Annotated in this window: 25 protein-coding genes and 2 pseudogenes; 11 read left to right on the forward strand and 16 right to left on the reverse strand. The window is 66.1% G+C overall.

Features of this window, described 5'->3' with window-relative positions; translation table 11 throughout:
• Positions 1–40 precede the first annotated feature (40 nt).
• Positions 41–94, forward strand: a pseudogene (locus tag OHA40_RS02280) (Mini-circle protein); the annotation flags it as partial.
• Between the two features lie 55 nt (positions 95–149).
• Positions 150–722, forward strand: a pseudogene (locus tag OHA40_RS02285) (ATP-binding cassette domain-containing protein).
• Between the two features lie 42 nt (positions 723–764).
• On the opposite strand, the gene hutG reads toward OHA40_RS02285, so the two are convergent.
• Genes hutG through OHA40_RS02305 form a run of 4 tightly spaced genes read right to left on the reverse strand, consistent with a single transcriptional unit; the run spans position 765 to position 6,071 of the window.
• Positions 765–1,754 (reverse strand): formimidoylglutamase, encoded by a 990-nt coding sequence (gene hutG, locus OHA40_RS02290; protein WP_442943900.1) that lies wholly within the window; start codon positions 1,752–1,754, stop codon positions 765–767.
• Positions 1,751–2,932: an imidazolonepropionase gene (gene hutI / locus OHA40_RS02295; RefSeq protein WP_330231402.1), complete on the reverse strand. Its 1,182-nt coding sequence runs from the start codon at positions 2,930–2,932 to the stop codon at positions 1,751–1,753. Before hutI ends, hutG begins: the two co-directional genes overlap by 4 nt.
• Before the next feature lie 5 nt (positions 2,933–2,937).
• Positions 2,938–4,638, reverse strand: coding sequence for a urocanate hydratase (gene hutU, locus OHA40_RS02300; protein WP_330231403.1), 1,701 nt, complete (start codon positions 4,636–4,638; stop codon positions 2,938–2,940).
• The gene (locus OHA40_RS02305; RefSeq protein ID WP_330231404.1) at positions 4,635–6,071 is read right to left on the reverse strand and encodes a purine-cytosine permease family protein; all 1,437 of its coding nucleotides are present in this window, start codon (positions 6,069–6,071) and stop codon (positions 4,635–4,637) included. The genes hutU and OHA40_RS02305 overlap by 4 nt, the downstream gene beginning before the upstream one ends.
• Before the next feature lie 202 nt (positions 6,072–6,273).
• On the opposite strand from OHA40_RS02305, the gene hutC reads away from it, so the two are divergent.
• Positions 6,274–7,026 (forward strand): histidine utilization repressor, encoded by a 753-nt coding sequence (gene hutC / locus OHA40_RS02310; protein WP_330231405.1) that lies wholly within the window; start codon positions 6,274–6,276, stop codon positions 7,024–7,026.
• Positions 7,027–7,187: 161 nt separating this feature from the next.
• Positions 7,188–7,688, forward strand: coding sequence for a hypothetical protein (locus tag OHA40_RS02315; protein WP_330231406.1), 501 nt, complete (start codon positions 7,188–7,190; stop codon positions 7,686–7,688).
• A gap of 71 nt (positions 7,689–7,759) precedes the next feature.
• Here OHA40_RS02315 and OHA40_RS02320 read toward each other — a convergent pair whose 3' ends face one another.
• On the reverse strand, positions 7,760–8,266 hold the full coding sequence (locus tag OHA40_RS02320; RefSeq protein WP_330231407.1) for a hypothetical protein: 507 nt from the start codon (positions 8,264–8,266) through the stop codon (positions 7,760–7,762).
• Positions 8,263–8,631, reverse strand: a complete 369-nt coding sequence (locus OHA40_RS02325) for a hypothetical protein (protein WP_330231408.1) — start codon at positions 8,629–8,631, stop codon at positions 8,263–8,265. Before OHA40_RS02325 ends, OHA40_RS02320 begins: the two co-directional genes overlap by 4 nt.
• A 21-nt stretch (positions 8,632–8,652) precedes the next feature.
• Between OHA40_RS02325 and OHA40_RS02330 the strand changes: the two genes are divergently transcribed.
• Positions 8,653–9,246: a TetR/AcrR family transcriptional regulator gene (locus OHA40_RS02330; protein WP_330231409.1), complete on the forward strand. Its 594-nt coding sequence runs from the start codon at positions 8,653–8,655 to the stop codon at positions 9,244–9,246.
• A 19-nt stretch (positions 9,247–9,265) separates the two neighbouring features.
• Here OHA40_RS02330 and OHA40_RS02335 read toward each other — a convergent pair whose 3' ends face one another.
• Complete coding sequence (locus OHA40_RS02335; protein ID WP_330231410.1) at positions 9,266–9,916, reverse strand: HAD family hydrolase; 651 nt, start codon at positions 9,914–9,916, stop codon at positions 9,266–9,268.
• Positions 9,917–10,379: 463 nt separating this feature from the next.
• Between OHA40_RS02335 and OHA40_RS02340 the strand changes: the two genes are divergently transcribed.
• Positions 10,380–11,054: a PaaI family thioesterase gene (locus OHA40_RS02340; protein WP_330231411.1), complete on the forward strand. Its 675-nt coding sequence runs from the start codon at positions 10,380–10,382 to the stop codon at positions 11,052–11,054.
• A gap of 189 nt (positions 11,055–11,243) precedes the next feature.
• Here OHA40_RS02340 and galE read toward each other — a convergent pair whose 3' ends face one another.
• The 4 genes from galE to OHA40_RS02360 all read right to left on the reverse strand — a co-directional run bounded on the left by galE (position 11,244) and on the right by OHA40_RS02360 (position 15,097).
• Entirely contained in the window at positions 11,244–12,218 is a 975-nt protein-coding gene (galE, locus tag OHA40_RS02345) for a UDP-glucose 4-epimerase GalE (protein WP_330231412.1), read from the reverse strand.
• On the reverse strand, positions 12,215–13,243 hold the full coding sequence (locus OHA40_RS02350; protein ID WP_330231413.1) for a hypothetical protein: 1,029 nt from the start codon (positions 13,241–13,243) through the stop codon (positions 12,215–12,217). The genes galE and OHA40_RS02350 overlap by 4 nt, the downstream gene beginning before the upstream one ends.
• A 1-nt stretch (position 13,244) precedes the next feature.
• Positions 13,245–14,648: a phosphomethylpyrimidine synthase ThiC gene (locus OHA40_RS02355; protein WP_330231414.1), complete on the reverse strand. Its 1,404-nt coding sequence runs from the start codon at positions 14,646–14,648 to the stop codon at positions 13,245–13,247.
• 158 nt (positions 14,649–14,806) lie between these two features.
• The gene (locus OHA40_RS02360) at positions 14,807–15,097 is read right to left on the reverse strand and encodes a hypothetical protein (RefSeq protein WP_330231415.1); all 291 of its coding nucleotides are present in this window, start codon (positions 15,095–15,097) and stop codon (positions 14,807–14,809) included.
• Positions 15,098–15,263: 166 nt separating this feature from the next.
• Between OHA40_RS02360 and OHA40_RS02365 the strand changes: the two genes are divergently transcribed.
• Positions 15,264–16,616 (forward strand): helix-turn-helix domain-containing protein, encoded by a 1,353-nt coding sequence (locus OHA40_RS02365; RefSeq protein ID WP_330231416.1) that lies wholly within the window; start codon positions 15,264–15,266, stop codon positions 16,614–16,616.
• Positions 16,617–16,707: 91 nt separating this feature from the next.
• Positions 16,708–17,142 (forward strand): EthD domain-containing protein, encoded by a 435-nt coding sequence (locus OHA40_RS02370; protein ID WP_330231417.1) that lies wholly within the window; start codon positions 16,708–16,710, stop codon positions 17,140–17,142.
• Positions 17,143–17,248: 106 nt separating this feature from the next.
• Here OHA40_RS02370 and OHA40_RS02375 read toward each other — a convergent pair whose 3' ends face one another.
• Genes OHA40_RS02375 through OHA40_RS02385 form a run of 3 tightly spaced genes read right to left on the reverse strand, consistent with a single transcriptional unit; the run spans position 17,249 to position 20,361 of the window.
• Positions 17,249–18,418 carry a sulfotransferase family protein gene (locus OHA40_RS02375; RefSeq protein WP_330231418.1) on the reverse strand — a complete coding sequence of 390 codons (1,170 nt, stop codon included), beginning with the start codon at positions 18,416–18,418 and terminating at the stop codon, positions 17,249–17,251.
• A 3-nt stretch (positions 18,419–18,421) separates the two neighbouring features.
• Entirely contained in the window at positions 18,422–19,198 is a 777-nt protein-coding gene (locus OHA40_RS02380) for an SDR family oxidoreductase (RefSeq protein ID WP_330231419.1), read from the reverse strand.
• On the reverse strand, positions 19,198–20,361 hold the full coding sequence (locus tag OHA40_RS02385) for a hypothetical protein (protein ID WP_330231420.1): 1,164 nt from the start codon (positions 20,359–20,361) through the stop codon (positions 19,198–19,200). Before OHA40_RS02385 ends, OHA40_RS02380 begins: the two co-directional genes overlap by 1 nt.
• An 84-nt stretch (positions 20,362–20,445) precedes the next feature.
• Here OHA40_RS02385 and OHA40_RS02390 point away from each other — a divergent pair, with 84 nt between their 5' ends.
• Genes OHA40_RS02390 through cysC form a run of 3 tightly spaced genes read left to right on the forward strand, consistent with a single transcriptional unit; the run spans position 20,446 to position 24,125 of the window.
• A complete protein-coding gene (locus OHA40_RS02390) occupies positions 20,446–21,345 on the forward strand; it encodes a helix-turn-helix domain-containing protein (protein ID WP_330231421.1) in 900 nt (299 codons plus the stop codon).
• 9 nt (positions 21,346–21,354) lie between these two features.
• A complete protein-coding gene (gene cysD, locus OHA40_RS02395) occupies positions 21,355–22,287 on the forward strand; it encodes a sulfate adenylyltransferase subunit CysD (protein ID WP_330231422.1) in 933 nt (310 codons plus the stop codon).
• Positions 22,287–24,125, forward strand: coding sequence for an adenylyl-sulfate kinase (gene cysC / locus OHA40_RS02400; protein WP_330231423.1), 1,839 nt, complete (start codon positions 22,287–22,289; stop codon positions 24,123–24,125). Before cysD ends, cysC begins: the two co-directional genes overlap by 1 nt.
• A 139-nt stretch (positions 24,126–24,264) precedes the next feature.
• On the opposite strand, the gene OHA40_RS02405 is transcribed toward cysC, so the two are convergent.
• Together OHA40_RS02405 and OHA40_RS02410 are read right to left on the reverse strand one after the other, a co-directional pair.
• Entirely contained in the window at positions 24,265–24,747 is a 483-nt protein-coding gene (locus tag OHA40_RS02405; protein WP_330231424.1) for a hypothetical protein, read from the reverse strand.
• 194 nt (positions 24,748–24,941) lie between these two features.
• Entirely contained in the window at positions 24,942–25,832 is an 891-nt protein-coding gene (locus OHA40_RS02410; protein ID WP_330231425.1) for an NAD(P)-dependent oxidoreductase, read from the reverse strand.
• Positions 25,833–25,878 lie beyond the last annotated feature (46 nt).

Consider the following 25,878-nt stretch of genomic DNA (forward strand, 5'->3'; position numbering starts at 1 on the left):
TGAACGCATCGAGACACCGCTGGTCGCCGACGAGCGCACCATGCTCCAGGCGTGGCTCGATCGGCATCGCGACACCCTGCTGTGGAAGTGCGCGGGGTTGAACGGCGACCAACTCCGGATGCGCAGCGTGGAACCCTCCGGCATGTCACGTGACCGACGCTCCGGTGCTCGAACTGACCGACGTGACATTTCCGCCGCGACCGCAAGAAGATCATCAACGGCATCTCGCTGACGGTGCGCGCGGGCGAGCGCTGGGCGTTGCTCGGCCCGAACGGCGCGGGCAAGAGCACCTTGCTCGGTTTCTGCGGCGCGGTCACCTTCCCCACCTCGAGCTCCGTCCGTGTGCTCGGCGCGGAGCTCGGCCGCGTCGAACTACAGCGCCTGCGCCGCCACATCGGCCACGTGAACCCGCGTCATCCGCTGCGCTCGCCGCTCACGATCCGCGAGGTCGTGCTGACCGGCCTCACCGCGACGATCGACACACCGATGCGCTGGACACCCACACCGGACGAGTTCCGCCGTGCCGACGCGATCATCGGCACCGTCGGCCTGACCGGCAAGGCGGACGAGAACTGGCCGACCCTCTCCCAGGGCCTGCGCTGGAGACGATCACGACCGAGAACGTCACCACCGCCTTCGCCCACCCGGTCGAGGTCCGTTACGACGACGGCCGCTGGACCGCCCGTGCGGCGCGCAAGCCGACCGCGTGGCCGTCGCCGTGAGCGAGCGGCGCCACGTCACGGCACGTATGTCGTTGTAACTCCTCATGGAAACTGCGGTGGCCGACTGTGTCTGGTGATGATGCGGTGGATCAGCCGGGCTGCGGTACGTGCTGTGCGGTTGTCGATGTCGAATTCTGGGTTGAGCTCGGCCACGTCGCATACCGCGAGCTTGCCGCTTGCGGTGAGTACATCGGTGACGAGCTGAACACTCTCGAGCGGCACGCCGAAGGCCGCGGGGGCGCTGACGCCCGGTGCTACCGCGGCCGGTAGCACATCGAGATCGATGGTGAGATAGACCAGGTCGGCCCTCGCGAGGAAGTCCTGCACGAAATCCAGGATGGCGGTATGGTTTCCGACGCCGCATTTGTCGTCGACGAGGTAGCGGACGCCGAGGTGGTCGGCGGTGTCGAACAATGCCGCAGTGTTGCTCGGCTGACTGATTCCGACCACCGCGTATTCGACGGAAGTACCCGCAGCGTCCGCCGCGTCGAAGATTTGCCGGAATGGAGTGCCGGAGCTGGGAACCTGATCCGAGCGCAGATCGAAATGGGCATCGAGGTTGAGGATTCCGATGTGTGGGCGCGTGGAAAGCAGTGCCGAATCGGCCAGACCTAGATAGGTGCCGAAGGCCACCTCGTGGCCGCCGCCGAGGACCACCGGGAAGTGTCCGGCGTCGAGCGCTTCGCACACCACCGAGCCCAGTTGCCGCTGGCCCGCGGCCAGGTCATCGGCAACCAGCACGGTGCCCGCGTCGAAAGCGCGGATCGGGCCGGCGAGCGCCATCGAGGACAATGCCTGCCGCAGTGCGCGTGGTCCCGCCGCGGCACCCCGGCGGCCCTTGTTCCGATGTACGCCTTCGTCGCTGGCGAACCCGATGAACACGCATGCGCCCGGATCGGACTGAGCGGCATACGGTTCCACTACGTGATGCCAGCGCAAATGCTCCACACCGCTGCCGTCGTCACGTCCGGTCCACGGCTCGTAGGCAGTCGTCACAGGAACGGGTCGCACGATTGTCTCCTCGGTGTTCATCGGTAGGCGGTATCGACCGCCGCACCGGCTCGCCAAACCTGGTGAATCAGTGGGACTCCCGGCCGGTAGGCGAGATGCAGATAGGACGGGGCATCCAAGGCGATCAGATCAGCCCTCGAACCTGGGCGCAGAGCTCCGATATCGTTGCGTCGCAATGCACGTGCCCCGCCCACGGTTGCGGACCACACCGCTTCCTCGGGTGTCATATGCATGTCCCGCACCGCGATGGCGATGCAGAACGGCAGGCTCGTGGTGTACGACGTACCAGGGTTGCAGTCGGCTCCGAGCGCGACGGTCACTCCGGCATCGATGAGCGCCCGTGCGTCCGGATACTTGTTGCGGGTCGAGAAGTCTGCGCCGGGCAGCAGAGTCGCCACCGTCGAGCTGTGGGCGAGCGCGTCGATGTCCGCGGCGGTCACGTAGGTGACGTGATCGACGGACGCGGCGCCCAGTTCCACCGCGAGCGCCACACCGGGCCCGGTTCGCAACTGGTTGCCGTGCACACGTGGCACCAGCCCCTTGGCCATACCAGCGGTAAGCACCGCGTAGGCCTGATCGCGATCGAAGGCACCCCGCTCGCAGAACACATCAATCCACTTGGCTTGCGGCGCACACGCATCGATCATCTCGTCGCAGACCATGCGCACGTAGTCGTCGGCACGGCCCGCGTACTCCGGTGGTGGGACGTGCGCGGCGAGCAGTGTGACTTCGTCGGTGAACTCGGCCGCGATCTTGGTGCTGCGTAGTTCGCTCTCCACCGACTGCCCGTACCCCGTCTTGCATTCGACGGTCGTGCTACCCCCGCGCAGCGATTCATTCATCAACCGTCTGGTGTTGGCACGCAACTCGTCATCGGTGGCAGCCCGAGTCGCCGCGATCGTGGTGCGAATGCCGCCCGCCGCATCAGGCGTTCCCGACATCCGTGCACCGAACTCCTCGGCACGGTCACCGGCGAACACGAGGTGCGAATGGCTCTCGACGAAGCCGGGCAACACCGCCCGGCCGCCGAGGTCTTGCCCGTGGTCGCCGCTCGGCGCAGCCCGGGAGCTACCCACCCATTCGACCAGGCCGCCGTCGAAAACGATGGCCGCGTCACGGATTACGCCGAGCGGGCCTTCGCCGAGATCGGGATCATTCGTGATGAGTGTGCCGATCCCGGTGAGAACAGTGGAGCCCATGGCGCTCAGCCCTCGGTCATCGGCACGCGCACACCGCGGTCTTCGGCGACATCGATGGCGTGCTCGTAGCCCGCATCGGCATGTCGAATCACACCCATACCAGGATCGTTGGTCAGTACCCTTGCCAGCTTCTCGGCGGCGAGGGCGGTGCCGTCGGCGATGCACACCTGTCCAGCGTGGATAGAGCGGCCCATGCCGACGCCGCCCCCGTGGTGGATCGATACCCATGACGCACCGGATGCGGTATTCACCAAGGCATTCAGCAGTGGCCAGTCCGCGATGGCGTCGGAACCGTCTGCCATCGCCTCGGTCTCACGATACGGCGACGCCACCGAACCCGAGTCCAGGTGGTCACGCCCGATGGCGATCGGAGCGGACAGCTCGCCGGAAGCCACCATTTCGTTGAACTTCAGTCCGGCGAGGTGCCGTTCGCCGTAGCCGAGCCAGCAGATGCGAGCGGGCAAGCCTTCGAAAGCGACCTTCTTCCCTGCCATGTCGATCCAGCGGCGCAGGTGTTCGTTCTCCGGGAACAACTCCACGATCGCCTTGTCGGTGGCGGCGATATCCTTCGGATCACCCGACAGCGCCGCCCACCGGAATGGGCCGAGGCCCTCTTCGAACAGTGGCCGGATGTAGGCCGGTACAAAGCCGGGGAAGTCGAAGGCCCGGTCGTATCCAGCCTTTCGGGCCTCGTCACGGATCGAGTTGCCGTAGTCGAAGACCTCGGCGCCACGATCGAGAAACCCAACCATCGCCCGCACCTGGGCGGCCATCGCCGTCCGGGCATCCTCGGTGAACTTGGCCGGATCCTTGTCCGCCATCATCTTCATATCGGCGAGGTCCATGCCGATCGGCAGGTACGCCAGCGGATCGTGTGCCGAGGTCTGATCGGTCACGATATCGATCGGTGCCTGCATCGCGAGTAACTGCGGAAATACCTCCGCCGCATTGCCTTCGAGTCCGATGGACAATGGGCGGCCGGCATCCCGGGCCTCGATGGCCAGTCGCAGCGCCTCCGCGAGGTCGGCAGCCTTGGTGTCGAGATACCTGTGGGCGATCCGGCGGTCGATGCGGGTCACGTCGCAATCGACACAGATCGCGACGCCATTGTTCATCGTCACGGCGAGGGGCTGCGCACCGCCCATACCGCCGAGTCCAGCGGTCAGGGTGATCGTGCCCGCCAGTGTGCCGTCACTGTTCGGGAAGCGACCCGATGCCGCCAGTTTTCGCGCGACGGCACCGAAGGTTTCGTAGGTGCCCTGCAGGATGCCTTGGGTGCCGATGTAGATCCAGGAGCCCGCGGTCATCTGCCCGTACATGGTCAGGCCGAGGTGCTCCAGGCGACGGAACTCTTCCCAGTTCGCCCAGTCACCAACCAGATTCGAGTTTGCAATGAGCACGCGCGGCGCCCATTCGTTGGTGCGGAAGACGCCCACCGGCTTGCCCGACTGCACCAGCATGGTCTCGTCGGACTTCAACGTCTTCAGCGTGCGGACCATCGCGTCGAAGGCATCCCACGTGCGCGCGGCCTTACCGGTGCCGCCGTAGACGACCAGCTCATCCGGGTGCTCGGCCACCTCGGGATCCAGATTGTTCATCAGCATGCGCAGCGCGCCCTCTTGCTGCCAGCCGAGCGTGGTGAGTTCGCTGCCGCGCGCTGCGGACACGTGGCGCGCGCCGGAGGTAGCCGTGGGCTGTGCGGTCATCGAGTGCTCCTTGTAGTCGCTGGATCGGCGGGATAGGTCATCGACGCGGGCGGATTGCTGGTGCGCCGCGCGAGTGGGTAGTACAGGGCCGCGGTGACGACGATGCCGACAATCCAGGAGATGTCCGCGCCGCCGAGTTGTTCGGTGATCGGTCCGGTATAGAGCTTCTGGGCGAGGAACGGGATCTGGGCCAGTACACCGATCACGTAGCACGCGATGGCGGTTCCGTTCCAGCGTCCGTAGCGCGCGTCGGGATCGTAGAGCGCGGGGACGTCCACCTTCTCTTTCGAGATCAGGTAGTAGTCGGTGAGGTTGATGGCGCTCCACGGCGTGAAGACCATGAGCAGCACCAGGACGAAGTTCTTGAAGTTGTTCAGGAAGTCGGCACTGGCGCCGACCGCGACGACCACCGAGACCGCGGTGAAGCCGACGATGTAGGCGGTGCGGGCAGCGGCGGAAATCGTGGACTGTCCATTGAACGCGGTCACCGTGGTCAGGATCGACATGAAGCCGCCATAGGCGTTGAGGCAGTTGACGGTCAGCTTGCCGACGAGGACCACGAGGTAGATCAGCGTCGCGATGACCGCGGGCCCGGCAAGGTTGCCGACGAATCCGACCTGGTCACCCAGGAATGCCTTGCCGGCGACCGCGGCGACCAGCACACCGAGGGTCATCGCCCACTGCGACCCGATCACGCTGCCCGCGAAGGTCGACCAGAATGTCGCGCGCGCGCTCGTGTCGCGCGGCAGGTAGCGGGAGTAGTCCGCGACGTAGGGCCCGAAGGTCAACTGCCAGCCCGCGCCCAGGGAGATCGCGAGCAGGAAGGTGGCGATGTCGAAGCCCTTGACCCCGACCACGGCCGACACGTCGTATTCGGCGAACAGCCGGATCGCCAGGTAGGTGAAGCCGACAATGCCGATGACCGTCGCGATGCGCCCGACGACGTGGATGAGCTTGTACCCGGTCACCGCCACGAACGCAGTGAGTACACCGAAGATGACGATACCGACGGTTGGACTATCAATGTGCAGGATCTTGTTGATCGCCTGGCCGGCGAGCACGCTGCCGGTGGCGGCGAACCCGAGATACATCAGCACCACGAGTACCAGCGGCAGCACCGCACCGAAGACACCGAACTGGGCGCGGCTCGAAATCATCTGTGGGAGCCCGAGCCTCGGTCCCTGTGCGAAGTGCAATGCCATCACCGCGCCACCGAGAACATTGCCGATGAGCAGGCCGAGGATTGCCCAGATCGCGTCGGCCCCGAACACCACCGCCAATGCGCCGTCGACGATCGCGGTGATCTGCATATTGGCGCCGAACCAGAGGGTGAACTGGCTGAATGGGGAGCCATGCCGTTCGTCGTCGGGGATGACGTCGATGGTGCGACGCTCCGGCGCGAGGACGACTTCGGATGGTTCGTCGATGGTCATACGCCTGTCTCTCTTCCCGCGAGTCCGGCTGGTTCGGCGCGCGGCCACAGCCCGCGATCTCGTACACACTGTGCGCTGGCTCACGTTTTCCATGAACAGGATGTATAGTCCTGTATAGACAACTCGATGTCAAGCGCCACCGGATATGCGCGGACGACATGGGATGATCACCGGTGCAGTCAATGGATAAGGGGTTCGAATCGTGGCGATCGTCGACGCGGAACTCGTCGCGCTGTACAACGACGCGGGAACCGATTCGGCTCCTGCTTACGAGCGCGTGAAGAATCTCGTTGTCGCGCAGATCAATTCAGGTCAGTGGTGCGAGGGTGACCAGCTGCCGTCGGAGAATCAGCTCGTCGCCGCGCTCGGCCTGTCCCGCATGACGATCAATCGCGCGCTGCGCGAACTCACCGCCGACGGACTGATCGTGCGCATGATGGGCATCGGCACCTTCGTCGCCCCACCGAAGTCCGCATCCCCACTCTTCGAGGTGAAGAATATCGCCGACGAGATCCAGCGCCGCGGCCACCGGCATCGCACCGAGGTGATCTACGTGCGCGCGGAACAGGCCGACAAAGCCAACCCGGTCATCCAGGATCTGATGCGCGGCACCGTTTTTCACTCCCTGCTGGTGCATTTCGAAGACGACACACCGATCCAGGTCGAAGACAGATACGTCAATCCCAGCGAAGCCCCCGGCTACCTCGACCAGGACTTCACACTGAAGACGCCGAACAACTATCTGAGCGAAGTCGCCCCCCTGGAACGCGGCGAGCACATCGTAGAAGCAGTCCTCGGCAGCACAGACGAATGCCGCCTGCTGCGCATCAAGCGGTCCGAACCCTGCCTGTTGATTCGCCGGCGGACGTGGTCGGCGCGCGGGTTGGTCAGCGCGGCGCGGTTGGTCCACCCGGGATCGCGGAACCGGTTGGAAGGCACCTTCACGGGTCATTGAACCGTAAAATGTGGGCCGCAACTCCCAGACGCCGCGCAGCCAACGATCTGAGAGCGCCCCCGCCCAGCCGCACCACGGTGGTAACGCCGCTGTAATCGCCACACCGCACACGCGTGTGAACATGCAACGAAATCCCCTACCACCGAAGGGAATCCGGCTACGTGTGGCAGCTCTATCGAGCAGTACTCCTCACCGACGACCATCGCTTGCTCGGCTACGTCGAAGCGGGCGCGAAGCTCATGGAACACGCTAGGATCGGCCACCATCTCGTCCAAGGGGTCGAGCGGCTGCTCGATACGCCCAGTCGGGTCGTGTGGGCGGGCCACGCGGCCGCGCGACATCGACCGGGCGGCGAAAACCTTTACCGGCGAGCCGGTTCCGTTGCCGCACTGGTGACGCCGGAGCATGGCGCTGTCGGGCGGTACCTGGTCAATCACGACCTGCGGGTCTTCGTGGACAAGGCGACGGTGATGGAAAACGACGCTCGTCATCGCATCCATCCGCTGCCATTGCTCACCGCGGAACCCGCGCCGGACGAGGGCCGCATCGTCGGCGACCACACCCTCCTCGGTTCCTGGGCGTACGCCCTGGTTTCGGTGCGCGACATCGTGCCGGAGGGATTCGAGCAGTTGAAGTTCGACCTGGTCGAACGGCGCACGTGATCGCGAGTGCTCCACCGGCAGCGCGACCCGTTGCGGCCAGGACGCCTGCTCACCTGACTGCCGTCGGGGTACTACTGCCCGTCCGGCCAGCCGGAGCGGTATTCGGCCTCGGCGAGTTCCTTCAGCGTCAGCAACTGTTTGCGCATCATGACCACGTCACCGAGCGCCAGCGCCACCGCAATCGGTTTCGGTGCGCCGAAGCGCACCCGGATCACCAGCCTGGCCCCCTCCCCTTCAGGACGCACCGCATAGGTGACGCAGATCTTGCCGGTGATCAGCGTGATATGCCGACCGAGGACGAAGGAGTCCAGGTCGAACAGGGACATGAACCGCTGTCCCACTTCCAATTCGGTGAGCTGTGGATCGCGTCGGCGCGGGCTGGGCTTGCCGAAATTGTCCAGCAGGTCGTAGCTGTAGGGAGCGATACGCAACTGGCACAACCAGGCGTAGACGAGCGCGGGCGGAGCCGCGATACTGATCGCGCGGTCGGCCTGGAGGCCGCCGGGCTGCCGATCGTCGCAGGGCAGCGGCGCCTCGCGCTCGGCTTCGGTGGCGCCCCACACTATCCCGGGGATCATGCCGCCGCCGCGATTCGGCGCAGCATCCAGCGCACCGTCATCCGGTGGCCGCCGGTACCGATGACCAGCGCACGATAGACCTTGCCGGAGAGTCCGGGGAACTCGGCGAAGCTGCGCGCGCGGACACGCGTCCGGCTCGGGCCCTCCTCGTCCAATTCGAAGATCAACTGGTACTTCGAGAACCAGTGCTCGCCTCGCAACGCCAAGCGGCGCGGCTCCTCGGCGGATTCGACGGCGAATCCACCCTCCATCGACGACGGGTCGGACGGATTTTTGCCGATGACTTTCAGCACCGCTTTCCACGCTCGATCCCGGTTCGCGTCGACCGATCTGGCATGCTCATCTATATAGTGCAACCGCTCCATATAGAAGGAACGTACTAGTACATGGCGCCACCCCGCAAGCACGACACCGATGTGATCCTCGACGCAGCACGCACCCTGGTGCTCGCCGACGGACCCCGCGCGGCCAGCGTGTCAGCGATCGCCGACGCCAGCGGCGCTCCGGTGGGCACGCTGTACCACCGCTTCGGCAACCGCGACGGCGTGCTCACCGCCGCATGGCTGCGCGCGCTGCGGCGTTTCCAGGGCGGCACCCTGGCCGCGGCCGACGAGTCCGACCCGGTCGAGGCCGGTGTCGCGATGGTGCGGGCCGCCCTGCAGTTCGGGCGCGAATTACCCGAGGACGCGAGACTTCTGCTCAACCTGCGCCCCAGCGATCTGCTCGACGGCGGCCCCGACGCGGAATTCCGCGCCACCTTGGCCGAGATGAACGCGCCCTTGATCGAGCATCTGCGCCGCATCACGAACGCGTTGTTCGGCCGCGACGGTGAACGCGAAATCGACGCGGTCACCAGCGCGATAGTCGACATTCCCTATGCGGCGCTGCGTCGCCACGCCCACGCCCCGTCGCTGCCCGCCTGGCTGGAAGAGGACGTGACCGCCGCCGCGCGCACCCTGTTGACCTCCTACCGAAGCTGACCCCGGCTATTCCGGTCGATCACCCGGTGATCAGTGCGGGAGTGAGTTCGTCGAGACCGGAGATCACCCGGCAGGCCATGCCCAGCGCATCGGAAGCGGGCGGGTATTCCGGTCGCGGAGCCGCGATGACGCGCATGCCCGCCGCGTGCGCCGAGCGCAGCCCATTGCTCGAATCTTCCACGGCGACACAGTCGGTGGGCCGCTGCCGCAAGAACGTCGCGACCGTCAGGTAGACGTCCGGCGCGGGCTTCCCCCGATCGACCTCCTCGGTGGAGAACGTGACCGTGAAGAACTCGATCAGACCGGTGCGCCCGAGCACGGTGTCGATCAGGGCACGCGGCGACGAGCTGGCCAGCCCCAGCGGCCAGTGCTCGCTGATCCGCTGCACGGCCTCGACGGCGCCCGGCAGCAGCGGAACGGCCTCGTCGTAGCGCTCGGCCATCCGGCCGATCACCTCACGCGCGACGGTCCCCGGCGGCTCACCCACGCCGAGCTCACCGCTGAGGTACTCCGACCACTCACCGGTGCTCATCCCCATCAGCCGCTGCTGCGTGTCGGGCAGCCACTGTCCACCCTTCTCCGCGACGTACGCGCGCCGCACCCGCTCCCACACCGGCTCGGAGTCGATCAGGACTCCGTCCATGTCGAAGACGACCGCCGTAATACCCATGCACACAAAGCCTTTCACCAGCCGTAGCGGTCAGATGTCGATCGAGGCCGAGTTCCGCACTCGACCACCGGAACCGCGCCGGGTCACCCGAAGGTGCGCGATCACCGATCGCACACCAGCCTAGGGGCTGTCTCGCCGCTACTCGGCCCGGCGCGCTAGGGACCGACGATGTCCAGCAGCGCTCTTCATGCCGCCCCTCGGCCTCCCACTCCGCCCGGCGCGCTAGGGACCGACTACGTCCGGCAACGCCCTTCATGCAGCGGCCTCGGCCTTCACTCCGCCCGGCGCGCACCGAAGACGGACCCCGTCCGGCTGCGCCCTGCATACGCCCGCCTCCGCTTTCACTCCGCCCCGGCCTGCCTCGGTCGGATTTCGACCGGCAGCGCACGTCCTGCGGTGCTGCTGCGGGAGGACCCGGCACCCGCCCAGCGAACATCCACGGCGCAACCGATAACGTGTTCTCATGAACGAACCGCAGACCGGCGGCACGCTGCCGAGCAAGGAGCACCACGAGGGCGGGTTCCGCCCGATGGGCGAGCTCGTCGCCGCCCACGAGGCCGCCAAGGACGACATCTCCCGCGGCGGACCGCACTACGGCCAGTTCATCGAGCAGATCCGCGGCCTGATGGACCGAGTCCGCCTGGCCAGCCCCTCCGACGACCTCGCGGTAGAGGCGATCGGCCTGCTCAAGCAGCTGAACGACAAGCTCGACGACGCGATCGTGGACGAGTGGTCGACCCCGAACTGGACCCGCTTCGACCTGCCCGCCCGCGGCAACATCACCTTGCCACCGTTCGTCATAGACCACGTCGACGAACACGGCGTCGACGCCCGCGTCACCTTCCGCACCTTCCACCTGGGCGGCAACAGCGCCGCCCACGGCGGCCAGATCGCCATCGCCTTCGACGACCTACTCGGCATGGCCGCCGCTGTCCATGCGGGCGCGGTCACCAGAACCGCCTCCCTCAACGTCGACTACCGCTCCATCACCCCACTGAACACCGAACTGAAGGTGCGCACGTGGGCAGAACGCCTGGAAGGACGCAAAGTCTACGTCCGTGCCACCCTGCACGAGGGCGAGCGACTGTGCGCCGAGGCGAACGGTCTGTTCATCGTCCTCAAACCCGGCCAACCCTGACCTGTTTTCGGAGGACCAGTTCGTCGCCGTAGCGGACGTAGCGGAAGGACGTCCCACTCGTACTGCGGTCACCCTGCGCAGCCCTTTCTAATTCATGATCGATCCCGGTTCGCCGCTGCTCTGATCGCTGTGGACAGCTCGCCATGAACCCAGATCACTGCCAGCGGGGAGTCGCATTCTCCGGACTTCCTACTGCTGCCGGTGGAACCGCCAGGCATCGCGGACGATCTCGACGATGTCCGGCTTCTGCGGCCTCCACTCGAGTTCGTTGTGGGCCAGCTCGGACGATGCGTACAGCATTGCGGGGTCGCCTGGTCGGCGCGGTGCCGTCTCGACCTCGAACGGCTCCCCAGTTACCTCTCGAATCGCTTCGATCACTTGGAGATTCGAAAACCCGATGCCATTGCCCAGGTTGTAGATCTTGTGCTCACCGGGATGGATGGCACCCAGGGCGAGCAGGTGCGCGCGGGCGAGGTCGGTGATGTGGATGTAGTCGCGTACACAGGTCCCGTCCGGTGTCGGATAGTCGTTGCCGAACAGCGAGAACTTATCAACGCGGCCCATTGCGGTGTCGAGCGCCAGCGGGATCAGGTGCGTTTCGGGGTTGTGGCGCTCGCCGATCATGGTTCCGTCGCCGCAGTCGTGTGCGCCCGCCACATTGAAGTAGCGCAGCGAGATCGCGCCGAAGCTATCGCTGGCTCGGGCGAACGAGGTGATCGCTCGGTCAATCGCCAGTTTGGTGTCGCCGTAAGTGTTGACCGGACTGGTCGGTGAGGTCTCCACCAGCGGCAGTTCAGTTGGTTCGCCGTAGACGGCCGCGGTTGAGGAGAAAACCAGTTTGCCGACATCGGCTGCGCGCATCGCATCCAGCAGCGCTAGCGAGGCGCGGGTGTTGTTGTCCCAGTGCCATTCGGGATGGTGCATCGACTCACCCGCCGCGATGAGACCAGCGAAGTGCAGGACGGCATCGAACCCGGCCCTGGGGGTGAGGACGTCCACGACGTCGTGAACGCGCAGTTGGATGAACTTGGCGCCGTCAGGGATCTGCCGGTCGTCGTTGCGGGAAAGGTCATCGACGACAACAACCTCGTGCCCGGCGTCGAGCAGCATCCTCGTGACGGTGGCACCGACGAAGCCCGCACCCCCAGTGACCAGGAGTTTCATCTGACCTGCACTTTCATGGCGAGTAGGTGGTCGTGGATTGCTTGCTTGTGCGCCCGGAAATAGTCCTCGGGAGTGGGTTTGTGTGCGTTTCCGGTCCAGCCCGTGATCCGTTCCCAGACGCGACGCTTCACCGTAGCCAACACCATCGGGTCAGGTTCGGCGATCCATGCATCGGCCATGGCGCGCGACAGCGCGTGCACGGCCTGGTGATGGCGGGCAACGATCCGCCCGCTGCTGGTTGTGGCGTACCGGCTGTAGTTGACCGCGTCCGAGCGCTGTTGTCCGAACTCGTCGTCGAACCGGATGAAGGCGTCGTGCAGGTAGGTCCAGAATCGGCCTGGATCCATCGGCTGCTGTGTGGGGTCACGGCGCCAGAAGAGCTCGGCACGCATTTGCTCGGCCAAATGCGGTGCCATCCAGTCGAAGTCGTGATGTGCGTATGCGCCGTCAACCATGGCAATCGCCCGCAGGATCTTTATGCACAACCGGTTTACCGTGAGGTGGAAGCGTGCCGAGTCGCTATCGGCACACCATTGGTCGTGGACCCCGAGCCAGAAATACGCCTGGCTGTAGTACAGCAGGATCTCGTAGGCGTCGCGGGCGTCCAGCTTGACTGGCTCGTGCTCGGGCAGACCGTGCTCGGTGATGCCCAGGCCCAGATCTTTGAAATCGAACCCGAGCGAGGTCTGGATAGCGCGGTAGTCGCGAAGTGACAGGGTCATCAGATCGACTGTGGGGAAAACCTTCTCAGCGTGGATCACCAGCTCGTCCACCGACATCGACGGTTCGTCACCGTAGTGGACATAGAGCAAGTCGACGTCGCTTAGCAGGCGTTCGCCCACGGCTCGGCTGATGAATGTGGGTTCACCACGGGCGAGGGAGCCGCCTACGATCAGCCAATCGTCAGCTGGCACGCGGTTCCCGAGCGACAGCAGATCATCGGCAATGCCGATGGCCTTCGGCTCGAGGTCGGCCACGTTGGACAGGCGGCAGATGATGCGCTCGGCCAGGGCTGCGGCTTCCACGTCACACCTCCGGGTCGCTCGTCGCGACGAGGAAGACCGCGTCCGCTCCGTCCTCTTGGTTGGCGTCGCCATCGAGCCCGTGCTCGCCCTTTGCTACAGGCATGGGCAGAGATAGCAGCACCGGCCCGGACTGCATGGCTGGGACAGGTGTCTCGTCGTGCTCCTTCTTCGCGGTGATGTGCGGACACAGCGACCCGCAGATTGTGCAGGGCGCACCCTTGCGCAGTCCGTGTTCGATGAACGCGTTGCCCGCCAGCCCCGGATACAGAGCATGTCCTTGCTGGATGTCCCAGTCGTTGGCCCGCCGGGCAACGCTGATCGCGCGCTGTCGCTCGACTTCGGGAGGCCAGCTGCGGACCAGGTCCAGCGCGGTGATCGCGACGCGCACATTGCGGATGGCCTCGGCGGTGTCCGTCGCGCCGGGCATCGCGTAGTGCTCCACCTGGGTGATCGAGGCAAACATGTCTCCACCGTGCTGCCCAGCGGTGGCGACGCCGATGGTGTTGACGATGCTGTCGAGAGTGACCGCGTTATCGACGACCATAGGTCCGGCCAGCCACAGTGGCGCACCGCCAAGGGCATCCTTGTAGGCGGGGATCAGCTCCGGAATTCTGTGCAGCGGGATGTGTCCGCCGCTTTCGCATAGTACCTGGACACCGCTGGCGAGCGCGTCCTTGCGCAACTCGGAGAGCAGCAGGATTTCGCGCCATTTCAGCTCATCGCCCGCGTCGGCGGTCGCGCCGGGACGGAAGATGTCTCCGAGGTCGAGCACGACTTCGCGGCGTTTGCAGATGTCGATAATGCCGTCGAAGAATTCGATCAGAGGGTTGTTGCAGTCGTGCATCCGCATGTAGCGAGCGAGCAGACCGCCGCCGCGCGAGGTGGTCGGCATGATCCGGTCGGACTTTTCACTCATCTCGGCGAGTCCAGGGTTGATGCCTGCATGGATGAGCACGAAGTCGACACCTGGTGCCAGACCCATTTCGAATCGATCAAGGAATTCGTTGCGGCCGAATTTCTTTCGCGGGCTGGCGAACAGGTCGTAAGTCAAGCACGCCCCCAATGGGACGCCGACGACCTCCTTGAGATCGGCCCGCAATGCCACACCTTCGGGGTTGGTCGTGAGGTCCATAACCGAGTCGGGTCCTGCTGCGAGGATCACTGACATGCTTTCAACGATGGCCTGCCGGTTGCTATCACGCGGGCCCAGCCCGATCAGACCTGCGACCTTGCGGCGGGTTCCGGCACCAACGAGCAACGGCCGGTAGTCAGTCATGTGTCTGCTTGCTTCCGAGCGCAAGAACACAAGGGTGCCCTGCTGTACTGCCAGCGCTGCGTCTACCGGATCAATCCCCTCCTGTGCGCATGTCGCGAAGAACTGCGGATCGATTGCCAAATCATGCATTTCGTATCACCTTTCAATCGAAGCTACTTCGATGTGTTGCCTTCGGGGTGCCACGGCATCGGCCACTGTCCGTTCACGACTTCGGCGAGATGCTTGTCGGCGCGGGGATCCGGCACTGCATGACCGACGGAGGCGAGCAGGCGGAATGCGGACTTCTTTCATGCGCAGACATCGGCGTTGCAGCGCCGGTGCTGCTGCATCACGATGTGCGCCTCATCGACGGTGAACGGGCTGGCGGGCGCGGCGTGTGTCCAGCTGATCGGCCAAACTCCAATTGCCGCATCGCGATTGCGCGGCTCTGATGGCTCGTCCCCGATCCGCTGCCCGATTTCGGTGAGACTGCTGTCGGTTCGCCGCGCTGGACAGAAGCAAGCAACCGCACCGATGGTGACCAGATTCGTGACCAGCAAGCCGACGGAGATCAGGACTATCGCCTGCCAGGGCTGCATTAGCGGTTCACCTCGATTCGCTTGGATGTCATTGGGTTTCAGGACACCGGGTGAGGCACGATGTGAGCGAGGTGATCACGTGAGTTCTCACAACCCCTCACTAATGGCCCGGCGATGGGCTACCGTGGCGAACACGCTCGAATTCGCGGCTCGAGGGGTGGGGTTGATGAGCGGTCCGAACGATGACAGACGGGCGTTGGGTGCCGTGCTGGCACGGCTGCGGACGGCGGCAGGGCTAACCCAGGAGGCGGTGGCGCATCGGTGCCTGGTGGACCGCACTTACATTTCGCACGCTGAAGCCGGCAGGCAGCTCCCACCCCGGAAGTTCTGGGAAGCAGCCGATGAGGCGGTGCGCGCCGACGGTGCGCTGGTGGCTGCCTACGACACCTACACCGGCACACGGCAGCCGGGCAGGACACTCGGGGCCGGTATGTTCGTGCTTGGCTCCGTCCTGCCGGTTGTCGACCTAGACTCCATGCTCGATACCGACTTGAAGGCGTGGTTGGACATGAATCGACGCGAAATGCTCGAATTCCTCGCCGTCGCGGGGACGCTGCCAGCCGCCGCGCTGCTGGCCGGGCTCGAACGCGGCACCGGCGGGCAACTGGCCCGCGGGTTGACCGTGAAACTCGACGCAACCGCCATCGACCAGATCGAAACCGTGCTCGACGCCGTCGGGCGTCAATACGAGGCGTTCGGGCCGAAGGCCGTGCTCGCTGTCCGGCAAGGCCAGGCGGACCTGGTGGACGCGCTGCTGCGGGACTGCCCCGCCCCGCTTCGGTCGCGGCTGTTGTCGGTTCGGGCGTCGCTGGCGCGGTCGCTGGGCTGGATGTCATATGACGCGGGCGATCTGCGCCTGGCGGGCCACCACTACGAGTTGGCTCGCAACGCCGCCCACGAAGCCGAGAACCCGTCGTTGACGGCACTGGTGCTGTGCAACATGTCGCTGGCGGCCACCAGGGGCGGGCGGCCCGGTGTAGGAGTCGACCACGCCATGGCCGCCGCCTACTGGGCCGGTCGAAGCGACGACGGATACCTACTCGCGTATGCCCGCGATATGGCAGCTGAGGCGCACGCAGAACTCGGCCGAGCACGCGAGTGTCGCACCGAACTCGACGAGGCACGCGAGATCATCGAGCGTGTGGCATCCACGCACCTGCCCACCTACGTGTACGACCCTGCGCTGAATGCGGGATTCGCGGCCGAATGCCTCATCAAGCTCGGCGTCGGCGACCAAGCCGTCGCCGCCGCAACCCGATGCGTGGAACTCATCGACCCGGCCTTCGCACTCTCACGCGGATTCGCCGATGTGGGCCTGGGCGTCGCGCTGTGCCTGATCGGCGAAGTAGACGAAGCCGCACGCATCATCGCCCACAGCGCCGACACCGCCGTCACCCACGGCTCCGGCCGCCTCACCAGCGAAGTCCGCGTTGCCCGCGACACCATCAGCCACACCGCGCCCGGCTCGGCCAGCTTGCGCGAACTCGACACCAAACTCGCCGCCAACGGCCTCACCTGACCAACGGACCCGGTCCTCGACCAAACGGGCAGCCTGAGCGGCGACGTCCGAGAAGATCCGGCAACTCCTTCATGAGGCTCAGCAGGCCGAGTTGCGGTTCGAGTGCGCCGTCCTGGCATCCCACGCCCCCGAGGCGGCCGCGGACACCACACCCGATCCGGTCAAGCTGGTGTGCGCCCTCCGACGCCGACCGGACCTGTTGCCCGCGCAGTTCTACGACTACTGGCTGCACCGCCACGGCCCCTTCGCCACCGAGCAGATCAAGGTGCTCGGGGGTTACCGCTACGTGCAGAGCCACACAACAGACTCCACCCACAACCTCCTGCTCGCCACGGCACGCGGCACCGGCGAGGCCTTCGACGGCGTCACCGAAGTCTGGTTCCGCTCGGAACAGGCGCTGATCACGGCAATGGCCACACCAGCCGGTATGCAAACCAACCAACGGCTCGCCGATGACGAGAAGAACTTCATCGACCTGCCACGGTCCTCGTACTTCCTCACCAAGGAGCACGTGATGCTCGGCTAGAAGACCGCGCCGATCTGCTACTGCGACCTCTGGGCCGACCGCCGGAATCGAACAGATCGATGTCACCGCGATCACCGACGGAACCGCTCCAGGGTTCTCCCCTCTGTCAGCGCCCTGGGAAGTGCGCCTCCCGGTACGCCCCGAAGCGGGCGTCCACTTGCTCGGCGGTCAGGCCGAAATCGGGGAGGGTATAGCGGTGGGCCGGACGCGCTGCGCCCGAGGTGCTTTCGGCGTGCAATGCGGTCATCGCGGCGGTCGCTTCCTCGGTGAGCGGCAGGCCGAAGTGGCGGTAGATCGATTCGACGGCGCCGATCGGGTCGGCGACGAACTCGCCATAGTCGACGTCGCAGAACTGTGCCGCGTCGTGGCGCTTGCGGTCGGTGAGAAAACGTTCCGCGCCGCGTGCCCAGAGATCCAGTTGTGCCGCGCCGACCACCGGCCCGCGGAACTTCTCCGACCACCCCGCGGACGCCTGTTCGTTCAGGCTGCACACCGACGCGATGATCGTGCGCGGATCGCGGTGCATCTGGATGATCAGCGCGTCCGGGTACACCTCGAAAATCGCGTCCAGGGCGAACAGGTGGCTCGGGTTCTTCAGCACCCAGCGTTTTCCAGCGTCCGGGAGCCCGATCAGTTGCAGGTTGCGGCGGTGCCTGCGGTAGGCGGGAGTCCAATCCCGGTCGCGCAGCCATTCGGAGTAACGGGGCAGATAGGCCAGGCACTCGTAGGACACCGACATCGCCGACTGCCGCAGCAACTGCCAGCACTCCTCGACCTCGTCGGCCGAGATGTGGTGCACACCCATGAATTCCGGGTGCTCCACGTGGTGCTTCTCGTAGGCGGCCGCGAGGCGCTGGTATACCGGGTTGCTCGCCCACGTCTCGCGCGGCGGGCGCGGCTGCGGCATCTCGGTGAGCCACATCTCCAGCCCCTGGTGGGCCGGATCCGCGTTGAGCAGGCGGTGCACCGCCGTGGTGCCCGAGCGTGGCAGCCCTGTCACGAAGATGGGACGCTCGATCGCCACGTCGGCATGTTCTGGAAAGCGCTGCCACGACGCCTCGCTGAGCAGCCGGGCGATCAGCGCGCCGCGCAGAAAAGCGCGGTTCACCTTGTTGCCGAACGGGGTGAGTTCAGCGTCCTCGGCATACGACTCGAGCAGAACCTCGAGCCCTTCGCGGTAGTCGTCGGTACCGAAATCGTCCAGCCCGACCACTTTGGTCGCCGAGGCGTGCAGATCGTCGATGGTCCCGACGTCGTCCCTGCCGATCACATTCATCTCCTAGTGGTGGTATTCGCCGGCGTTGACGTCCAGGCACGCGCCGGTGATCGCGCGCGCCAAAGCGGACGCGAAGAACACGACCGCGTCGGCGATCTCGTCGGGTTCCGGCAGCTTGCGCAGGTCGATGGTCTTCGCGGTCTCGGCGTAGACCTCCTCGGCGGTGATGCCCCGCTGCTGCGCCAGGTAGTTGAAGTACCACTTCAAGTTGTCGGCCCAGATATAGCCGGGCGCAACGGAATTCACCCGGATGCCCTTCGGCCCGAGTTCGGTGGCCAAGCTCTGCGCCAGCGCGAGCAGGCTCGCCTTGGCCATCTTGTACGGCCCGAAGGTCCGCCGCGAGTGACGCAGCACCGCGGAGTTGATCATCACCACCGAGCCCTTGGTCTCGCTGAGCGCGGGCACGAACAGCCTGGTCAGCCGCAGCGCGGCCAGCACGTTGGTCTCGAAGCCCGCCCGCACCTGATCCAGGTCGACGTCGAGGAGATCGACGATGGGCGGGATGGCGAAGGCATTGTTGACCAACGTGTCCACCTTGCCGAACGCGCTGTGCGCGGTCTCCACCAGGTTGACCGCCGCGGCCTCGTCATTGATGTCGGTCGGCACGACCACGGCGCGCCTGCCGAGCTCGGTGATCTCCTTGGCCACCTCGGTCAGGCGGGACTCCGTCCGCGAGGCGAGCACCACGTCCGCGCCCGCCTTCGCACTCTGCACGGCGATGGCACGGCCGAGTCCCGGCCCGACACCCGAAACCACGACAACCTTGTCCTGCAACAACATCAGCCCAGCATCCTCTCCGCGACGGCCACCTGACGCGCCGCGATCCGCGCGCGCCACTGCTCCGGCGTGACGCGCGCCTGGTCATAGAAGGGCAGCCGCTCGGGCAGGTCGGCGACCGAAACGACCGCCACGGTCGGCCCGTCGTCGGGTTTCATGTCCCTGGACAGCCGCTGCCAGCGGAACTGCAGATACCCCCTGGCGTGGCCGGTGCGTTCGATCCAGTTGGCCAGGCCGGGATCGCGCTCGCTGACCACCAGTCGGATCATGCCGTCCGGGTCCACGCGCGCCTGGTCGGCCGTGAGGCTGGTCTGGTGGTTGATGTAGTCCAGCGACAGGTACCACATGCTGCCGAGCTGGAAGCCCTGGTACGGCGCGTCGGATTTCGGCACCGTGATGATCATGGCCTGGTCGTCGTCCAGGTCGTAGTGGCCGACCGAGGAGAACTGCGTGGTGAGCCCACCCGGCGTGGAGCGCGGCTCGGTCAGCGTGTTCACCGGCAGGTTCAGATAGAACCACTCCGGAAAGGCGAGGAAGGTCTTCAGCCGCGAGACCAGCATCTTGCCCGCCACGCCGTACCGCTTGGTCAGCACGTCTTTGGTCAGCGGCGGCGGGGCGTCGCCGATCCGGTCCACGCGCTGGATGCGAATCGTGCCCGCGCGCTCGGTCGACCAATCGCTGTAGACCTCGCGGACCACGAGCATCGCCGCGTCGGAGCTCAGGTGCACATAGCCGGGACGCGCTTCGCCTGGACCGAACCGGATCGCGAAGGAGCCGTCCGGGCCGATCTCGAGCTCGCGATCGTCGAACGCGGTGAGGCTGTCGGGCACGTCCACCGGCGAATAGTCGCCGTTGAGCACCTGAAAGCTGAGGTCACGGGTGGTGCCGCGGGTACCGGTCACCACGTATTCCGCATCCGGCCGCAGGTAGGAGTGGAAGTAGAGGGTGTCCGGGTTGTCCAAGCCCATCTTGGTGTACGGCCCGGTGGACTGCACGAAGAACGGGAAGTCCCGCTCGTAGGCCCAGGCCATCTGCAGCGAGGCGCGGATGCTGCCCGCCAGATAGTCGTAGCCCTCGACGAGGTCCTGTTCGGTGCGGATGTGCGCGGCTCCGGTGATGATCTGCTCGGCGGCCGCTATGGCGTCCGCGAACGGCTGGGTCAGCAAGAGGCTCTCTCCAGTGTTCCAAATATGTACCACTCTGGTACATTTCGATACGAGAAAGATTAGAACGTGTTCTAGGAGTGGTCAATGGTCGGCCGTCGGTCCGCGCCCACCGCACGGGTGGTTCAGGTCCTGGATTTCTTCGTCGAGCAGCGTGGCAAACGCTTCGGACTCTCCGAGCTCGCCCGCGAACTCGATCTGGCCAAGCCCACCTGCCTGGGCATCCTCACCGAGCTGACGGCGGGCGGATACCTGATGCGCGACGCGGATACCCGCAGCTATGGGCTCGGACCGGCGCTGATCGCGGCGGGCCGGGTGGCCCAGGACAGTTTCGCGATCTCCGCGCTCGCCCGCGTGGAGCTGGAGAAAATCACCGGGCGCTATCGCACGACCTGCACCGCGTCGGCCGTCGTCGGCGAGCAGATCATGGTGCTGGAAAGCACCGGGCCCGGCCTGGTCAAGGTGGGCGCGGCCTATCATTTCGCGCCGCCGGTCGGCCTGATGTACGTGCTCTGGGACACCGACGCGGCCTTCGACGCCTGGCTGGCCAAGCCGCCCGCGGTGCCGCTGCGGCAGGACGAGGCACGCCTGCGCCAGGTGGTCGCCGAGTGCCGCGAACGCGGGTTCCTGGTGGAGAGCATGACCGCTGCCGGACGGCGGCTGTACTCGCTGCTGGCCGGGGTCGCCGACCGGGATCTACCCCCCGAGCTGCGCGAACTGGTCGCCGAGCTGGTGACGAGCCTCGGCGAACGGGTCTATCTGGGGTCGGATCTGCGACCCCGCAAGGAGCACGCGGTGAGCCTGCTCGCCGCACCCACCTACGACGGCGACGGCAGGCAGAACATGGTGCTCACCATGTATGTCGGCGCCTCGATCACCGGCGCCGAAATCGCGCGGCGCGGCGCGGCGCTGGTCACCGCCGCCGACGCGGTGACGGCGAGCTCGGGCGGTCGCAAACCATTGACCAGCGACCGAAACGTGTTCTAGTTTTGCGATGTGAGCCTGTACGCGAAGTCGACGGTGAGCACCTACGAGCTACCCCATCTGGACGCGCTCGAGGCCGAGTCGGCGCACATATTCCGTGAAGTGGCAGCAACATTCGAACGCCCGGTGTTGTTGTTCTCCGGCGGCAAGGACTCGGTGGTGATGCTGCACTTGGCGGCCAAGGCCTTCTGGCCCGCGCCGCTACCGTTCCCCGTGCTGCATATCGACACCGGGCACAACTTCGACGAGGTGATTCCCTACCGCGACGCCACGGTCGCGCGCTTGGGGCTGCGCCTGGTGATCGGGCGGGTCCAGGACGACATCGATGCGGGACGCGTCGTCGAGGACACCGGTCCACGCGCTTCGCGCAATCGATTGCAGACGACGACGTTGCTGCGCTCGATCCAGGAGAGATCGTTCGACGCGGTCTTCGGCGGCGCGCGCCGCGACGAGGAGAAGGCCCGCGCCAAGGAGCGGGTGTTCAGTTTCCGGGACGAGTACGGCCAATGGGAGCCGCGCAGTCAGCGCCCCGAGCTGTGGAACCTCTACAACGGCAGGCATCGCCCCGGCGAGCACATCCGGATATTTCCGCTGTCGAACTGGACCGAGCTGGACATCTGGAGCTACATCGCCGCCGAGCGCATAGAGCTGCCCGCGCTGTATTACGCACACCGCAGACAAGTGGTGCAACGCGACGGAATGCTCTTGGCGCACACCCGCTTTCTCGAACTCCTGGACGGCGAGCAGCCCTACGAGGCCACAGTGCGGTTCCGCACCGTCGGCGACGCCACCTGCACCGGCTGCGTCGAATCCACCGCGGCCACCCCGGCTGAGGTGGTGGCCGAGGTCGCCGCGGCGCGGGTCACCGAGCGGGGCGCCACCCGCGCCGACGACCGCATCTCCGAGGCAGGTATGGAAGACCGCAAACGCGAAGGCTACTTCTGATGACGACCACCACTCTGTTGCGCCTCGCGACCGCGGGCAGTGTCGACGACGGCAAGTCGACCCTGATCGGCCGCCTGCTGTTCGACTCCAAGACCCTCTTCACCGACCAGCTCGCCGCGGTGGAGCGCACCAGCCGCGACCGCGGCGACGACTACCCGAACCTGGCCCTGCTCACCGACGGCCTGCGCGCCGAACGCGAACAGGGCATCACCATCGACGTGGCGCACCGCTATTTCGCCACGCCCAGAAGGAAATTCATCATCGCCGACACCCCGGGGCACGTGCAGTACACCCGCAACATGGTGACCGGCGCCTCGACCGCCGACCTGGCGTTGATCCTGGTGGACGCCCGCAAGGGAGTGGTGGAGCAGACCCGCCGCCACGCGTTCCTGGCCGGCCTGCTCGGCATCCCGCACCTGGTGCTGTGCGTGAACAAGATGGACCTGGTCGACTGGTCGCAGCAACGGTTCGAGGAAATCCGCGAGGAGTTCGCCCGGTTCGCCTCCAAACTCGACGTCTCCGACCTGACGTTCGTGCCGGTGTCGGCCCTGCACGGCGACAACATCGTGCACCGCGGCGCCAGTATGCCGTGGTACGAGGGCACTCCCCTGCTGCACCACCTCGAAGAAGTGCACATCGCCTCGGACCGCAACCTGATCGACGCGCGGTTCCCGGTGCAGTACGTCACGCGCAGGCACGCCGAGGATTTTCGCGGTTACGCGGGCACCGTGGCGGGCGGGGTGTTCAAGCCGGGCGACGAAGTCGCGGTGCTGCCTTCCGGATTCACCACTACGGTCGCGGCGATCTGGGGTCCGGGCGGCACGCCGATCGCGGAAGCCTTTCCGCCGCAGGCGGTCACCATCCAGCTCGCCGACGAATTGGACATCTCCCGCGGCGACCTGATCTGCCGCCCGAACAACCGCCCGCACGCGGGCCGCGACCTGGATGCGATGGTGTGCTGGTTCGCCGAGGACACCCAGCTCACCCCCGGCGCGACCTATACCATCAAGCACACCACCCGCGCGGCCACCGCCGAGGTCCGATCCCTGGACTACCGGCTGGACGTGAACACGCTGCATCGCGATGAGAACGCGGAGGCGTTGTCGCTCAACGAGATCGGCCGCGTCCAGTTGCGCACTCGCCGGCCGCTGCTGTTCGACCCGTACCGGCGCAACCGCGCCACCGGCAGTTTCATCCTGGTCGACGAGGCCACCAACAACACGGTCGCCGCGGGCATGATCACCGGCCCCACCCTGCCGTCCGCCCGGGTGGTCTGGCATTCCACCGCGGTCGAGCGCGACGAGCGCGCCACCCGCGGCCTCACCGTCTGGCTGACGGGCCTGTCCGGCTCCGGAAAGTCCACCGTCGCCGTGGAATTGGAGCGTAGGTTGGTGGCCGCGGGCCGACCGGCATTCCTCTTGGACGGCGACAACCTGCGGCACGGGCTCAACTCCGATCTCGGCTTCAGCGCGGCCGACCGGGTGGAGAACGTCCGGCGCGTCGGCGCGGTGGCCAGACTGTTCGCCGAAGCCGGTGTCGTGGCGGTGGTTTCGCTGATCAGCCCGTACCGAGCCGACCGAGATCGAGTGCGGGCCGCGCACGAGGCGGCGGGTATCCCGTTCCTCGAGGTGTTCGTCGACACCCCCCTCGCGGTCTGCGAAGTCCGCGACCCCAAGGGCATGTATGCCAAGGCGCGCGCGGGCGAAATCCGCGGCTTCACCGGCATCGACGACCCCTACGAGGCGCCTGTGCACGCGGACATCGTGCTGCGCCCGGACCACGGCGACCCCGCATCGATGGCCGCGGCAATCATCGCGCAGCTCACCCGGATGGACTGATCCGACCAGGATTCGCCTGCCGATCAGTGCGGACGGCATCGAACATGCCTGGCTTGTAGGAAGTTCGAACATCCGACAATGCCGATGAGCGTTCGGCGATGCAGTGCGTCATCTCGGAACGTTCGTTCGGCAGGCCGGACTAGGCATTGGTCGCAGCGGAGCTTGCCTGACGGGCGCTGCGCCACTTGGTGGCATACGGCAGCACGAACATGTACAGACCGGAGAACAGAAGCGAAGCGAGCGGAAGCAGCGGCAGGTAGGACACCCAGACGACAGGCTCCTCTTGTGCCAAGGCGACAAAAGTGGCAAGGACGGTCGAAATAAAGACAATGGCCGACCAACGGTGCAGCTGCCGGACCCACTGTGCGGACATACGACCCCGGGCCTCGGCGACCTGCCGGGCTGGGATGTCCGCGGCGGGTCGGCTGCGCCGCGCGGTGGCATACGGCAACACGAATATGGCGAGACCGGACAGCAGGAGCAAGGCGAGTGGGGGCAGCGGTAGGTAGGACACCCAGACCGGACCCCCCAGCGCCAAGGCGACAACGGTGATGACGACGGTGACCGTAAAGACAATGGCCAGCCACCGGTGAATCTGCCGAACCCGCTTGTTCCGGTTCATTGAGTCCTCCTCTGCGTACGAGCGACCCGCGGCCCGGCGATCTGCCTGCCGAACGTCGGTGGAGAAGACGTTAGCCACGGCTCGGTGACCAGCGCTTCTCGATTCCTGATCGTTCTGGTCACCCGTTGCGCGCCTGGCGGCAGGCGCGGCGTCACGCAAGACAGACCTCGGTGAAAGTCGCCGGTTTCGAGGCCTTATCGCTGAGTGGCCGGTTTCGCGAGCAGCTCGATCAGTGCCGTGATGCTCTGCTCACCCCGGCCCTCGGCTACGGCTCGACGCAGCAGGTCGTGCATCGGCGCATGCCAGGACATATCGACACCCGACTCCGCCCCGAGCTGCTCGTCATCGCCGATCGCGGCGTGGAACAGCGCGATCGAAGAGCCGAGCCGGGTGTAGTCCCCGGCATCGATCTCCTCGGCCAGCACCGGAAGGATCGACTCGATCATCTGGAGCCACTTGGCCGAGTACTGCACCATCGTGCGTGCCGCCAGACCACGCGCGGCCAGCACCGCCGCGCCTTCGAAGAAGCCGAGCAGCGCAGGCAGCAAAGTGGCGCCGACGGCGGATTCGTAGAGAGCGGCCAGATCCGGTTCGGTGCCCAAGTGGACGAGGTCACCGCCGAGCACCCGCAGCGTTTCCGCGTTCTCGTCGAAGACGGTCTGCTCGCCGCCGAAATACAGCAACGTGTCCGGTTTGCCCACGGCCGAAGGCACATTCTTGATCGCACCGCCGAGGAAACGCGCACCCTGCTCGGCCGCCCAGTGTGCGAATTCCCGTGCGTCGGAGGGTGTTCCGCTGTTGAGGGTGATGAGAGTGCGCCCACTCAGCCTCGACCCGGCCGTAGCCAGACTGTCGTGGGTGGCTCGGAACGTGGTCATGCACGCGATGATCACCGGGCTGGCGGCGATGGCATCGGCGATGGCGAGCTGCTGGGTCGCACCCGCCGCCACCAACGGAGCCGCCCGTTGCGGGCTGCGGTTCCACACGGTGGTCGGGTGCCCTGCCGCGAGGAAGGCTTCGGCGAGCGCGCGGCCCATGGATCCGGTGCCGAGCACAGTCACCGAGGTGCGTTCCCGATCGATCATTACGCCTCCTATCACATGACATTGCGGACCGAGTGTCTGTGCGTCT

Origin of the sequence: Nocardia sp. NBC_00508, assembly GCF_036346875.1 — a bacterium.
In the GTDB taxonomy this organism is placed as follows: Bacteria; Actinomycetota; Actinomycetes; order Mycobacteriales; family Mycobacteriaceae; genus Nocardia.